At 62.5% G+C, this 13,243-nt stretch carries 10 protein-coding genes; 2 read left to right on the forward strand and 8 right to left on the reverse strand.

Annotated features, from left to right (window positions below):
• Positions 1-20: 20 nt before the first annotated feature.
• The 7 genes from WCA85_RS15885 to WCA85_RS15915 all read right to left on the reverse strand — a co-directional run bounded on the left by WCA85_RS15885 (position 21) and on the right by WCA85_RS15915 (position 9,225).
• Complete coding sequence (locus WCA85_RS15885) at positions 21-437, reverse strand: MaoC family dehydratase (protein WP_424065427.1); 417 nt, start codon at positions 435-437, stop codon at positions 21-23.
• Between the two features lie 13 nt (positions 438-450).
• Positions 451-885 carry a MaoC family dehydratase N-terminal domain-containing protein gene (locus WCA85_RS15890; RefSeq protein WP_424065429.1) on the reverse strand — a complete coding sequence of 145 codons (435 nt, stop codon included), beginning with the start codon at positions 883-885 and terminating at the stop codon, positions 451-453.
• Between the two features lie 28 nt (positions 886-913).
• Positions 914-2,101, reverse strand: a complete 1,188-nt coding sequence (locus WCA85_RS15895) for a lipid-transfer protein (protein WP_424065431.1) — start codon at positions 2,099-2,101, stop codon at positions 914-916.
• A gap of 82 nt (positions 2,102-2,183) precedes the next feature.
• Positions 2,184-3,323 carry an acyl-CoA dehydrogenase family protein gene (locus tag WCA85_RS15900; protein ID WP_424065433.1) on the reverse strand — a complete coding sequence of 380 codons (1,140 nt, stop codon included), beginning with the start codon at positions 3,321-3,323 and terminating at the stop codon, positions 2,184-2,186.
• A gap of 46 nt (positions 3,324-3,369) precedes the next feature.
• The gene (locus WCA85_RS15905) at positions 3,370-5,250 is read right to left on the reverse strand and encodes a feruloyl-CoA synthase (protein ID WP_424065435.1); all 1,881 of its coding nucleotides are present in this window, start codon (positions 5,248-5,250) and stop codon (positions 3,370-3,372) included.
• A gap of 277 nt (positions 5,251-5,527) precedes the next feature.
• Entirely contained in the window at positions 5,528-8,365 is a 2,838-nt protein-coding gene (locus WCA85_RS15910) for a LuxR C-terminal-related transcriptional regulator (protein WP_424065437.1), read from the reverse strand.
• Between the two features lie 212 nt (positions 8,366-8,577).
• The gene (locus tag WCA85_RS15915) at positions 8,578-9,225 is read right to left on the reverse strand and encodes a DUF2889 domain-containing protein (RefSeq protein ID WP_424065438.1); all 648 of its coding nucleotides are present in this window, start codon (positions 9,223-9,225) and stop codon (positions 8,578-8,580) included.
• Positions 9,226-9,636: 411 nt separating this feature from the next.
• On the opposite strand from WCA85_RS15915, the gene WCA85_RS15920 reads away from it, so the two are divergent.
• Together WCA85_RS15920 and WCA85_RS15925 are read left to right on the forward strand one after the other, a co-directional pair.
• On the forward strand, positions 9,637-10,800 hold the full coding sequence (locus tag WCA85_RS15920; protein ID WP_424065440.1) for a porin: 1,164 nt from the start codon (positions 9,637-9,639) through the stop codon (positions 10,798-10,800).
• A gap of 101 nt (positions 10,801-10,901) precedes the next feature.
• The gene (locus WCA85_RS15925) at positions 10,902-11,255 is read left to right on the forward strand and encodes a BON domain-containing protein (protein WP_424065442.1); all 354 of its coding nucleotides are present in this window, start codon (positions 10,902-10,904) and stop codon (positions 11,253-11,255) included.
• A 222-nt stretch (positions 11,256-11,477) separates the two neighbouring features.
• Here the strand turns inward: WCA85_RS15925 and WCA85_RS15930 are convergent, their stop codons facing one another.
• A complete protein-coding gene (locus WCA85_RS15930) occupies positions 11,478-13,214 on the reverse strand; it encodes a long-chain fatty acid--CoA ligase (RefSeq protein WP_424065443.1) in 1,737 nt (578 codons plus the stop codon).
• Positions 13,215-13,243: the final 29 nt, after the last annotated feature.

Consider the following 13,243-nt stretch of genomic DNA (forward strand, 5'->3'; position numbering starts at 1 on the left):
AGCGCGTAATAAAGCGTGTATTAAAGCGCGACGACCGCATCGCCCATGATGCGCGCCTCGCCGAATTGATTGGCAGTCGAGATTTCCAGCTTGACGCGCTGCTCGCCATCCGCTTCGAATTTCTCCACCACACGACCGCTGCAGGTAATCTGATGGCCGAGTTGCGTGATGCCGACAAAGCGCACGCCGAACTGGCGCAGTTGCCGTTGATCGACCCACTGCGTGAGCAGCCGGCCGAGGTAGGCCATCGACAGCATGCCGTGCGCGAACACGTCGGGCATGCCGGCGCGGCGCACGGCGTCCAGATCGATATGCACCACATTGTGGTCGCCCGACGCACCTGCAAATAGCGCGAGGGTCGTGCGGTTGATCGGGGCCAGCGCGAGCGGCGGCAGCACGTCGCCTACGTTGAGTGAGTCGAAAGAAAGGGTGCTCATTCGCGTGCTCCGTTTAACGCTGAACAATCACGCTGCGCAAATCCGCCACGTGCTCGCCATGCTGATTCGTCACCCGCGTTTGCCTCACGATGAAGCAGAGCGCGCCGCCTTTCTTCTCATAGATTTCACTGATGTGGCTTTCGTACTGGAGCGTGTCGCCCGCGTAGGCCATCCGGTGATAGGTGAAGGTCTGTTCGCCGTGCAGAATGCGCGTGACCTGAATACCCAGTTCGTCGCGCCATTGCGTATTGGGCTGTTCAAACTCCAGCGAGAACAGAAAGGTGGGCGGCAGCGGCAGTGCCGGGTGCCCGGCGTCGCGCGCGGCCGACTCGTCGAAATAGATCGGGTTGGTTTCGCCGATTGCCTTCGCAAAGAAACGCAAACGCCACGCGTCGGTGCTCGCCTTGAAGACCGGCAGTTTCCTGCCGATGTGTTTTTTGTCGATCATCCTTAGGACTCCGTCAGCAGCGCGCGCTTTACGCCGACTTGTAAACGGTCACGACGCAAGCGCCGCCGAGACCCACGTTGTGCGCGAGCGCGACCTTCGCACCTTCGACCTGGCGCTGCCCGGCGCTACCGCGCAACTGGTTGGTCATTTCGTAGCATTGCGCGAGGCCGGTCGCGCCGAGCGGATGCCCCTTGGAGAGCAGGCCGCCAGACGGATTGACCACCCATTTGCCGCCATACGTGTTGTCGTTATCGTTGACGAGCTTTTCGCCTTCACCCTCGGCGCACAGACCGAGTCCTTCATACGTCAGCAACTCGTTTTGTGCAAAACAGTCGTGCAACTCGATCACGTCGATATCAGCGGGGCCGACGCCGGCCTGCTCATACGCGATCTTCGCAGCAGAACGCGTCATGTCGAAACCGACCACGCGGATCATGTCGCGGGCGTCGTAGGTGCTCGGCAGATCGGTGGTCAATGCCTGGCCTGCGATCAGCACATCGGTGCGCAGACCGCGCTTGCGGGCGAACTCCTCGGACACCACGATCGCGGCGGCGGCGCCGCACGTCGGCGGGCAGGCCATCAGGCGGGTCAAGATGCCGTCCCACAGCATCGGCGCAGCCATCACGTCTTCGGTCGAGACGACATTGCGGAATACCGCGAGCGGATTGCGCGCCGCGTGCTGGCTGGCCTTCGCGCGAATCTTCGCGAACGTTTCGAGTTTGGTGCCGTACTTCTTCATGTGCGCCATGCCCGCGCCCGCGAACTGACGGATGGCATTGCTGAGGCCGTCGGGTTGGCCGACCAGTTCGTTGACTACGTCGTTCGCACGTTCCAGCGCCGATGCGCGATCTGTCCACACCGACCTGAGCGCGCCTGGGTTCATGAACTCGAAGCCGACCGCCAGCGCGCAGTCGACCGCGCCGCTTTGCACGGCCTGGCGTGCGAGGAATAACGCCGACGAACCAGTCGCGCAGTTGTTGTTGACGTTGATAACCGGAATGCCGGTCATGCCGACGTGATACAGCGCCTTCTGTCCGCAGGTGGAATCGCCATACACATAGCCGGCATAGGCCTGCTGCACGTCGGCGTAGTCAATGCCGGCATCGGCGAGTGCCTCGCGCACGGCGCCAGCGCCCATCACGTCGTACGGCTCGCTGGTGCCGGGTTTCTTGAACGGAATCATGCCTACGCCGGCGACGAATACATTACGGGTCATGTGATAGCTCCTTGTATCTTGTAGTTTGATCGGGTCGAATTGCTTGCAAATGGCTTGCGAATGATTTAAGCGGCAGGTCGAATTACAGCTTGCGGGAGATCAGGTCACGCATGACCTCGCTCGTGCCGCCATAAATGCGCGTCACACGTGAATCGGCGAACGCGCGAGCGACCGGGTACTCGAGCATGTAGCCGTAGCCGCCATGCAACTGCACCATTTCGTCGAGCGCCTTGCCGAGCGTTTCAGTGGCGAACAGTTTGGCGATGGCCGCTTCTTCGAGCGTCAGACGGCGGCGCACGTGTTCCGACAGATAGTGATCGACCATCAGACGCACGGCGATGGCTTGCGCCTTGATGTCGGCGAGCTTGAACTTGGTGTTCTGGAAGTCCCACACGGTCTGATTGAACGCCTTGCGGTCCTTCACGTAGTTCAGCGTGTGCTCGAGGCAAGCTTCGAGCTTGGCGGCGGCGCCGAGCGCGATCGACAGACGCTCTTGCGGCAGTTCCGCCATCAGATACGCGAAACCTTTGCCTTCTTCGCCGAGACGATTGGTGACGGGCACGCGCACATTGTCGAAGAACAGTTCTGCAGTGTCCTGCGCGTGCTGGCCGACCTTGTCGAGCTTGCGGCCGCGCCGGAAACCCTCGCGGGTCGCTTCGACGACGATCAGGCTCACACCACGCGAGCCGGCGTTCGGATCGGTCTTGCAGACCATGATGATCAGATCGGCGGTCAGCCCGTTGCTAATGAAGGTCTTGCTGCCGTTGATCACATATTCGTCGCCGTCTCGCACGGCAGTGGTACGTACTGCTTTCAGGTCGCTGCCAGTACCCGGCTCGGTCATGCCGATTGCCAGAATCGCCTCGCCGGAACAGACCTTCGGCAACCAGCGCTGCTTCTGTTCTTCGTTACCGAGCCGCGCGAGATACGGGGCGATGATGTCCGAGTGAACCGAGAACCCGAGGCCACTGATGCCGCAGCTATTCACTTCTTCGTTGAGCACCGCGGCATGGCCGAAGTCGCCGCCGCCACCGCCGTACTCGGTCGGCAGCGTGAGGCACAGCAGACCTTCGCGGCCGGCCTTAAGCCAGGTCTCGCGGTCGACGCAGCCGGCCTTGTCCCATGCAGCCTGCTTCGGCAGGCATTCGCGTTCGAGGAAGCGGCGCGCGGTGGTGCGCAGCATTTCGTGATCGTCACGGAAAACGTTACGGGTGATCTGCATTGCTATTGTCCTGAGTGTGATTTTTGACGTCGTTCGTGACGGGGTTTCATCGCGTGCAGGCGATATGCGCTGCGGGTTCGGCGTGGTACAACTGATCGATCAGATGCGCGCGGCGCGCGCGGGTGACCGCCTGGTTCACGTAGCCTTTGTCGGCGATTTCGTTGGCATCGATCGAGGGGGGCTCGGCCATCAGCATCAGCCGCTCCACCCGCAGACTGGCGCCGCCGGTTTTCTGTTCGGCCAGACGCGCGCCTAGTGCGGCGACGACGAGCGGATGGTGGATCAGCGTCGCCGCATCCAACTCGGCGAGTTCCGGCGCGAGACGCCGGCACGCGGCGACGTTGGGCCATGCGAGCGCAGCAAGAAAGGTGTGATCGTGGCCGCAGATCACGGCGTCGGTGATAAGCGGCGCGCATTGATCGATAAGTGCGAGCCTCACCGCGCCAGTGCGGACCCAGGTCCCATTGGTGAGCTTGAAATCCTCGACGACTCGGCCGGCGAACAAAAGGCCGCGCGAAGGATCGGCCGGGTCGGCCAGACGCACGGCGTCGCCAAGGCGGAAAAAGCCTTCTTCGTCGAATGCAGCCGCCGTGAGGTCGGGATTCGCGATATAGCCGCCGAAAACATGCGCGCCACGCATGCGGATCTCATAGCGCGCATCGTCGCCCTCGATCGGCAACAGCTTGACCTCGGCACCCGGGACGGGCGTGCCGATGTTGCCTAGGTTATCGCCCGACCAGCCGCAATAAGTGCCCATGCCGCTGGTCTCGGTAGAGGCGAGACCTGAACAGAACGCAATCCGTTCGCCGACCGTATCTTCCGCGACGCGCTGAATGCGCTGCCACACGTCGCGCGGCAGGCTAGCGCCGCCGTAGCCGAAAAAGTGCACGTTCGATAGCAGATTGCGCGCGAGTGCCGGGTCGCGTTCGAGTTCGGTTGCGAGCACTGCCCAAGCCGAGGGAACGCTGGTGAAGATGGTCGGCGCCACCTCGCGCAGATTGCGCACGGTGCGCTCGATCATGCCCGGCAGCGGCCGGCCGTCGTCGATATAGTGCGTCGCGCCGAACTGCACGGAGCGCCCGAGGTTCAGTACGCCGCCCAGACCGTGATGCCAGGGCAGCCAGTCGAGAAAGACCGGTTGCGATGCGCCCAGCCAGCCGAGGTTATCCGCGTAGTAGGCGATCACGGCGCGGAAGTTGCCATAGGTCAGGTTCACGCCTTTGGGTGCGCCGGTCGAACCGGAGGTGAAAAGCACGCGAACCGTATCTTCGGGGCCAATGGCCGAATGCGCCGCAGCGATCGCGGCGAGCCGAACGGGCGTGAGTTCGGTGGCGATGAGATCGGCCCAGGCAAGCTGTGCGCCAACGGCACCGCGCACTGCGATCACCGGCGTCGCAGCGAGTTCCAGCGCCGCGAGCGCGCGTTCGAAAGGGTCGCGCGTCTGCACGAAAACCGCTGCAGGAGGCACGAGCGCCTGAACGCCTTTAAGACGCGCGAAGTCCTTGCTAAGGGTTGCATAGGCGGGCGAAACCGGAGCGGTGGGAATGCCGACGTATTCTGCTGCGAGCAACAGGATTGCCTGCTCGATGGAATTGCCGGACAGCAGCATCAACGGACGCTCTTGATTCAGGCCTAGCTCAAGCAGCCCTGCCGCGACCGCTTGCACCTGTTGCCACAGCTCGCGCCATCCGATGCTGCGCCATGCACCCTGTTCGGCCCGCTCACTGAAGGCCGGCGTATCGCCTCGGGATTGCGCCCAGACAGGAATGAAATCGGCGAAGCTGCGTTGCGCGATATCTGGCGGCGGATTGGCCGAGCGCAGAATCAGCGTGCCGTCGACACGGCGTTCGACGAGCGTGCGCCGCTCGGGAAAGCGTACTGGCCGGTAGGGCGCCAGCGAGTGTTCATTGACCATGAACGAAGTCATTACGCCTGTCTCCTGAGGGAGACGCGACATGCGCGTTCCCTTTTTCTGGTTTCGGTGAGGGTAGGGTTTGCGCGAATCAGCAACAACCGACCCCCTTGCGTTCTAGGATAGGGGTTCGCGGTCGTACCGAAACCACCCAAGGTGGGTGGCGCGGGTCAAGGGGAGAAGAGCAGGGACGTGCGGGCGCCGCCACCCAAGCGCGAAACGGGGTGGCGGGTCGGTCAGGCTGTCAGGCTGGGATAGGTAGAGGCGGCATAGGCAGCAGAAGCGAACGCTTTCAGACGTCTTCAGCGTCGCTTGACCAGGAGGGAACGCCGCGTTCGAGATCGCGCACTCGCGCCACCGCCTCGTCGCGACTCGATACCCCGAGCTTGCCGTAGATATTCTTCAGATGCCATTTCACCGTTTCCGGTGAAATGCCGAGCGTGCGTGCAATTTTCTTGTTCGGCAATGCCTGGGCCAGCAGGCTCAGGACTTTTGTCTCACGCTCACTCAAGCTTTCCACGCCGGCCATCGATGCCCCGCGCGGGCCAGCGGAGTCCGTCGGGCTGGCCGCTTGCACGGCAGCAGGCTGATGCGCCGCCCGCAAGCGGCTGACGTAAAACGAAAGCACCGGATCCTGCGCTTCGCCTTGCACGACCTGCTCGATCAACGTAAGCGCGTCGGGATGCGCGTCGAGGATACTGCGCAGCAGTCCCAGCCGATGCCCGCGCCGCAACGCGGCCAGCACGGATTGGCGCGCCGCGTCCACCCGGCCGCGGCGGGAGTCCACTGCCGCGCCTTGCATCTGCAGATGCGCGACAAGCCGTTGCCAGCCTTGTTCGTCGCACAACGCGATCAGCGGATATAGACGCGTGGCGGCACCCTCGAAATCCTCGTGAGCGATGCACCAGTTGATGTGCGCACGCGTAGCCAGCGCCTCCACATCGCGCAGCGTGCTCGAACGAGCCGCCGGGATGCGACCCGCCAGTGCGTCGAGTTGCGCGAGCCGCGTCTCGGCGGCGTCAAACTGTCCGATCAGCAGATGCCGGTGGACCTGCTCGGCAAGACTGTGGGCAACGAGGCGATGCAAACCGTGCTGCGTCGCGTATTCTTCGAGGCGCTCCAGACACGCGAATGCATCGAGCCGGTGTCCGGCGATCCAGTGAACCGACGACAGAACGATGAGCACGCGCAGCACCGAGTCGGGTATCGACACGCGTTCGAGCACGTCGATGCGGTCTTCCAGGAGCTTGCGCGCGGCGTCCAGGTCGTTGAATTCATATAGCACCTCGCCGAGCAGCGCGGCTGCGAAGCATGCCGGTTCAGCCGCCGCGCTGCCGCGCTGGTCGGCGTCGAACAGGACGTCGCGGCAGATGCGTTCCACCTGCACGAACTTGCCCTCGAGCGCATAACTGAAGCCCATGATGCAGCGCCCGTTCAGCATGCCGCCCGCGGTGCCGGCAAGCGGCACGCCGTCGAGCAGCAGCGGGGGCGCATCGAGTTGGATCCGCCGAGCGTGCTCGTACTCGCCCCTGCGCATGTACAGCCACGACAGCAGGTTATTGCGGCTGCCGATGGCGTAGGCGTCCGAGCCCGCAGGCGCATGCAGCAGTTGCGGCAGCACGGCCATCGCGCTCTCGGTGTCGTCCTGCTGCACGGCGAACACGGCTTTCAGCAGCGTGAGCCGGTAGCGCGAGTCGGCATCGAGTCCGGCGACTTCGGCATCTAACCGTGCGATGCCGGCCGCACACGCCTCGAATTCGCGTGCGTAAAGATGCAGATGGAGCATCCACAGCCGTAGCGAGATGCGCGACTGGATCTCCGCCAGCGGGAGTAGCCGAATGAGCCCAACCAGCTTGCGCAGGTCGCCCTTGACCTGCATGGTTCGGGCGACCCGCTGCACGAGATCCGCCGCCGCGGCCGTTTCACCGGCCAGCAACGCGTGGCGGACCGCTTCGTCCGGCTGGTCATGATCGCGAAACCAGATCCATGCTGCGTGATGCACTTCGCACTGTTGAAATTCGCTGCGCGCGCGAAAGCGTTCGAGCAACGTTTCGCGAAACAGGGGGTTCAGGCGATACCAGGTTTCACTGCCGGAACGCTCGACGGGGGCGATGAACAGATTTTCGCTTTCCAGCCGCGTCAGCAGCGAGAGCACCTCTTCAGGCCGCTGGGCGTCGCCGATTAGCGCGACGCACAACGGCGCACATACGCGCACGCAGGTGGCCATGCGGATCAGCAACTCCACTTCGGGGGGCGATAGCCTCGACAGGACTTCGCGTTCGAAATAGTCCGCGAATCCACGAGCGTCCTGCAATTGCGCGTTGGTTAGTGCATCGGACGACGCGTTATCCGGAGTGCCAGGTTTTTTCCGTTTCAGGCGCATGGCGAACAGTTGCAGTCCGGCGACCCAGCCATCGGTCATTTCGTGCATCTGCCTGGCGTCGCGCGAGCGGATGTCGCCCAGTTGCGCCTTCAGGAATTCTTCCGATTCTGCTGCCGTGAAGCGTAAATCACGCATGTCGAGTTCAAGCACGAGCCCCTGGTCGCGCAAGCGGCCCAGCGAAAGCGGCACGACGCCCCGCGATACCAGCGCGACATGCAGATTCGGCGGTGCGTAGTCGAGCAGCCATTGCAACGCTTCGTGACTGCGCGGGTTGGTCAGATGATGCAGGTCGTCGAGCACTAGCACGACTTCAGCAGGGTGGCTCGCGATGCCGCGCACAAGAGCAATCACGGTGCGCTCGACTGCTTCGTCGTCCACACCACGGCCGCCCAGCAGGGCAGCCTCGTGGCACATCGCGGGATCGACCTGCGCGAGGCTCGCGACCAGGTAGTCCAGACAGTGCGTAATGTCGTTGTCGTCGGGTACGAGCGTGAGCCACGCGAAATCGTAGCCGAGCGGCAGCAATGCTTCACGCCAGCCAACCAGCGCAGTGGTCTTGCCACATCCGGCAGGACCCTGAAGCACGATGCAACGTTTGCGCCGGGCATCGAGCAACTGCGTGAGCAGTCGCTCGCGCGCGACGATGCGCGTGGCGCTACGTGGGGGAATCAAACGGGGATCGGCCTTGATCTCGCTCGTGGCGATGGTGGCCCGGCGCTCGTCCGGAGGAAGAGAATTCTGCGACATGGTGACTTGCGCCTTGCGGCAATGGCGCTGCGCCTCGTGGCCAGCGGCCAAAGAGGCCGAAGTTGTGATCGCTGTATTGTAGCGCAGCGAAGCGGGCTTTCTGGCCCTCACATCTGTCGCAAAAATAGGATGGGCAGCGACGGGCATCATGCGCCAGCCCATCGTCGCCGAACTTGACTGGGCATCGCGGCGATGCGCTCGCCTCGCGCCCGTCAGACGCGTTCATTCGCGGCATGCTCATTGGCGACATGCTCATTGACGACATGCTCATTGACGGCATGCTCATTGACGGGTATCGAAGCTCGGTCCCTCGAACGGACAAAGTTGACCACTTCGCCGTCTCGCCGCCACGCATAGCAGGTGTCCACCATGGGATGCCCGGCGCGGTGCTTGTCCTCTTCGACCCTCGCGCGCTCTGGTGCGGTTGAACTGTGCAAGCCCATCATGGTCTGGATCGCCGTGGTAGCAATTGGGCCGAGCAACTCGGTGAGATGCGTGCAGCCTCTCGCGCCGCCGACGCGGCGCTTCACTTCCTTCATGAATCCCGCTGCCAGCGTGACGCCTTTTAATGCGGCATACGCCTCGTTGATGTCGGCACAAAACGGCGAAGGTCCGATCTCCGTACGCGCCTCTATATGGTGGATCACGAGGCCCGCGTCGACTGTCACAACGACGCGCATGGCGTGGATTGGCTCGCCGGCTGGGACCTCTTTGAACAGAAGTGTGCTGTCGTCTGACTTGATGTCCTGCATGCGTCCTTCGATGTCGAAGAGACCGTCGCTGCGCACATAGCCCGTGCAGACGATCTGGCGGCAATGCAACGGCCGGCGCGAAGGGGATTGCGATGGAGTCGGGTCCATGGAAGTTCTCGGTCTCGCCCGATGTCGGTGCGGAAGTGATCGGTACGCACCCAGCCTAGATGAACGGCGGACGCTAGCACCCCCCTCGATTGGGGGGCTGCCCGATCTGCGTATTCAACTTCGTTCCGGGCAGGTCGGGGTATTCCCGTCCCCCCTCCGTTCGGGTAGGTCAAGCGCGTGAGCATGACTGCAAGATTGCCGCACAACGCAATCAACGTGAGATATCGATGCTTCGCCCCAGGATACATGGCTATACAGCGGTCTCACCGATTGATCGAGGGCGGTGGTTTGCCATGACCTGCCGCCCCGCTTTGATCCGGGCGTGCTGCCGCATTGGCGACTGGCCGGCACCTGCTTGAGTTTGATTTACCCGCGTCCGCCGGACGCGGCAAACATAAAGGGGAGACATGCATGCGTTTTGTCAGAACGAGCATTTGTACCGCGACGATGATGCTCGCCGCGGGCGGTGCCGCCGCGCAGTCGAGCGTGACGCTTTACGGGGTAGCGGACACCTTTGTCCAGTACCAGGATAATGGCGGAAACCATTCGTATTCCGAAAGAAGCGGTGGATCGACCGGTACCCAGTTCGGCCTCAAGGGTAACGAGGATCTGGGTAACGGACTGAAGGCGATATTCGATGTCGAGACGGGATTTAATCTCAACAACGGATCGCTCTTTGCGAACACGTCGACGCTGTTCTATCGCCAGTCATGGGTTGGCCTGAAAGACGACACGTATGGCGCGCTGACTTTCGGGCGTCAGTATCAACCGAGTTTCTGGGCCATTTATTTTTCGGATCCGTTCCGTGGCAATGAAGTCCTGTCGCCACTTTCGGCGGCCGACCTCGCCGGGGCGAGCGACAAGGCAACGCTCGCGACCCAGTACATTGCCGGGCGCACCAGCAATTCGATTGTCTATACGTCGCCGGACATGCGCGGAGTGCACCTCTATGCCATGTATGCGCTCCCTGCCACGGTGACGCAGCCTCTGGTGACGACCAGCGGCAATATGCTAGACCTCGCGGCTAACTACTCAGGCTACGGCTTTTACGCAGGGTTGGGATATCAATTCCAGCATGGTGGGCAAGAGAGCGCACCACTCGTGGCTAGCGCACCGAGCCTCATGACGACCTTCAACCTGGTGGGCATGGAACACTTCACCAGTGCATTGGCTTATCGCTGGGGGATCGTAAACTTTCAGCTGAACTATACATACAACAAGCCGAACGACGTGCCGGCGGGTTCGCTCGTAACGATCACGCCAGCGCTGAAGGTGCCGCTTTCGACGTTTGTGCACGCGTTCAGTATTGTCGAACTGGGGGCCACGATCCAGGCCACCGCTGCAGACAGCATCGAGATTGCTGGTATTGAGCGCGATGTGCGTGGCGTCCATGACAACACGCCGGGCATCGAGGTCGGTGTCGATCACAACATTTCAAAGCGCACCAGCTTCTATATGCGCGCCGGTTACATGAAAAACAATGGCAGCGCGAACGTGAGCTGGCCGGGCACCACGGGTGTGGCCAGCGGCTCGAAGCAGGTTCTCGCCGTGCTGGGCATGACCCACCGCTTCTAACCGCAATCACGAAGATCGGCGACCCTAAGTGGCGTCGTCGAAGGCGAAGGTGGCCTCGGGCCGCCCGCAAAGCCTTGATAAGAGACCAGAGGAAACGATTCATGAAAACAACGACTATGGCCATTGTGCTGGCTGTCGGCACGCTCGTCCTGACGGGTAACGCCGAGGTGCACGCGCAAAGCAGCAACGCGGCCTCGGCGCCCGTTGCAAGTGGGGCAACTGATCCGAAAGCGATCAAGGCCGCCAATCGCGCGCTGCAAAAAGACGTGCTGCGCGCGTTGACCAAAACTAAGGGACTTCGCAATAGCACGATCACCGTGCGCGCCAACAACGGAGCCGTGACGCTGGAAGGCACGGTTCCCGAGGAGTCTCAGGTGGACATGGCGACGCACGCGGCCGAGGGTGTGGCCGGGGTGACTTCGGTGAAAAACGCGTTGACGTTGTCGTCGTTCTGAACCGTGGGTAGGACACGCCTAGCGTTCAACGTATAGCGTTCACATGGCCGGCTCGCGAATCTGCTGAGCCGGCCATGTTGCATTGATGGCGTGACAAGTCCGGTATACGCGGTTTCAGGGAATGCGCTGCGACACTTCGCATCTACCTCGACGCCAGATGCGCCCGATGCGTGACACACCTGCTGTGCGTCACGCATCGGGGTTTCACGCTGCTGCCTTCCTTCAAACCTTGAGATTCGGCAGCGGCTTGCCTTGCATCTCCTGCTCCTGCAATTCGCGCCATGCAATCTTGCCGGTGGCCGAACGCGGTAACTGCTCGACGATCTGAATGATCCGTGGCGCCTTGTAAGTCGCCATGTTCGCACGACACCACGCGAGCAGCGCGTCCGGGGTGACGTCGAGACAGTCGGCCTTCAGCACAATGATCGCCTTCACGGTTTCACCGCGGTGCGCGTCGCGCGCGGCAATCACGCACGCTTCCTGAATGGCCGGATGCGTATGCAGCGCGGCTTCCACCTCAGCCGGCCAAACCTTGTAACCGGACGCATTTACCATCCGCTTCAGACGGTCACGCATGGTGAAGTAGCCGTCCGCATCGACGCTTGCCAGATCTCCAGTGCGAAAGAAACGCTTGCCGTCGATCGCGATGAAGCTCTCCTCGTTGGCCCTCGGTTTGTTCCAGTAGCCGAGCATGACCTGCGCGCCATGCACTGCGATTTCGCCGATTTCTCCCGGCGGCAACATCTCGAAGGTAACCGGGTCGATGACACGCGCGTCCACGCCATACGTGGCGATGCCCAGGTGGCCGACTCGTGGCGCATGCATCGGATTGGCGATCAGAAACGAAGCGGTTTCCGTCAGGCCGTAACCTTCGACGAATTGCAATCCATAGCGTTCCTTCATGAGCCGGGCCGTCCCTTCCGGCACCGCCGCGCCGCCGCCGACGACCACGCTCAGGCTGCTCACGTCGAAAGTGTCGATCCCCGGTTGTGCGAAGAATTCCACCAGCATCGGCGGCGGCGCGGCCCAGAAAGTGACGCGATGACGTGCGATCAATTGGGCAGCGGTTCGGGCGTCCCAGCGTGGCAGCAAAACGATGGTGCCGCCCATGTAGATGGGACCGTTGACGCTGTTCTGCAGGCCGAGCAGGTGGAACAGCGGCGCCACGGCCAGGTAGGCCGATTCGGCGTGCGAGCGGCGCCAGAGCTGGGAGCCAGCTACCGACGTCATCACCGTGCGATGCGTATGCATGCAGGCCTTCGGCGCGCCAGTGGTGCCAGACGTGTACGGAAGCATGCAAAGGTCGTCGGGACCGCTGCTGTGCGGCGCGGGCGGTTGTGCTTGCGCCAGGGCGTCGAGCCAGCGCACGGCGCCCTCAGGCAACGGCCCACCAGATGAGCGCGAGCGCACCCAGTCGGGCACGGACAGACCCGTGTCGTCGCCTGTCAGCGCATCGCCATAGTGATGGACGACGATGTGCCGCAGCGGCGTGACGCCCACCAAAGGCGCCAGCCGCTCCAGCAATTCGCTCGCGGCAAAGGCGGCAATCGCGCCGCTATCCACGACGATGTGGTGCAACTCGCTCTCGACGAGCATCGCATTGACGGGCACCACGACGGCGTCCGCGCGCAGAATCGCAAAGTAGGCGACGATGAATTGCGGGCTGTTCTGGCTGAACAACGCAACCCGGTCGCCACGTTGCACGCCGCACTTGTGTTGCAGATAGCCAGCCATGCGCTCAACTTCAGCAAACAATGCGGCATACGTGATTGCCGTGCCGTAGAACTGGATTGCCACCTTGTCGGGAAAACGCCGTGCCGAGAGTTCGAGATTCTCAAACAGCGTGGTTGCGGGCACATGAAAGTGATCCGGTACACCGCGCAGGACTGCGTCCGCGCTGACGTAAAGCGGGCTCGCAGGACGTTCGACGATATCCGTAGTGGTGGAAATTTGTGCCATATTTGTGTCTCCTGTCGACCGGAGTTAGG

This window comes from Paraburkholderia sp. (assembly GCF_049581445.1).
In the GTDB taxonomy this organism is placed as follows: domain Bacteria; phylum Pseudomonadota; class Gammaproteobacteria; order Burkholderiales; family Burkholderiaceae; genus Paraburkholderia.